General features: G+C 69.4%; 1 protein-coding gene. It reads right to left on the bottom strand.

Going from position 1 to position 516, the window contains the following annotated elements; translation table 11 throughout:
* Positions 1 to 516: DUF222 domain-containing protein (locus ABD768_RS43045; protein ID WP_344850783.1), on the bottom strand; the 516-nt coding region annotated here is incomplete at both ends.

Genomic DNA, 516 nt, shown 5'->3' with positions numbered 1-516 from the left:
GCGGCCGGCGTCGAGGAGGTCGTTGAGGTTGATGGTGACCGCGATGTGCGGCTTGATCCCGCCGCGGGTGGGCAGGTCGCCGGAGGCCAGGGCGATGTCGAGGGTGTCGATGAGGGCGTCGGCCTGACGTTTGCCGCGCGACCGCGGATCCTGCTCACCCTCGTCGGTCTTATGCGGCTTCGCACCCGCCTGCAGAACGGTCTGCAACTTCTCAGCGTTCTCACCCGCCAGGTAGCCGCCGAACTTCACCCCGTGGTCGGCTTTCTTGACCCAGACTTCTTCGCGGGCGCGGGCGGCGGCTTCGCGGGGTTCGGGGCCGTCGGTGTCGAGGATGTTGCGGACCTGTTCGCCCAGGCTGCGCAGGTCGCTAGGGTTCATGTGCCGGGCCGCCTGGACCATCGCGCCGGCGGCGGCGTCGAGTTCTTCGACGGGGATGTTGGCGCGTTGGGGGAGTTTCTCCAGCGCGGACACGATCGCGTCGGCCTGCGCCGACGACAGCACCACCGCGTCGTCGGA

It is taken from the genome of Kribbella ginsengisoli (assembly GCF_039537185.1).
In the GTDB taxonomy this organism is placed as follows: domain Bacteria; phylum Actinomycetota; class Actinomycetes; order Propionibacteriales; family Kribbellaceae; genus Kribbella; species Kribbella koreensis.
The sequence above is the reverse complement of the archived record's forward strand: the minus strand, read 5'-3'. Positions and strand labels throughout refer to the sequence as shown.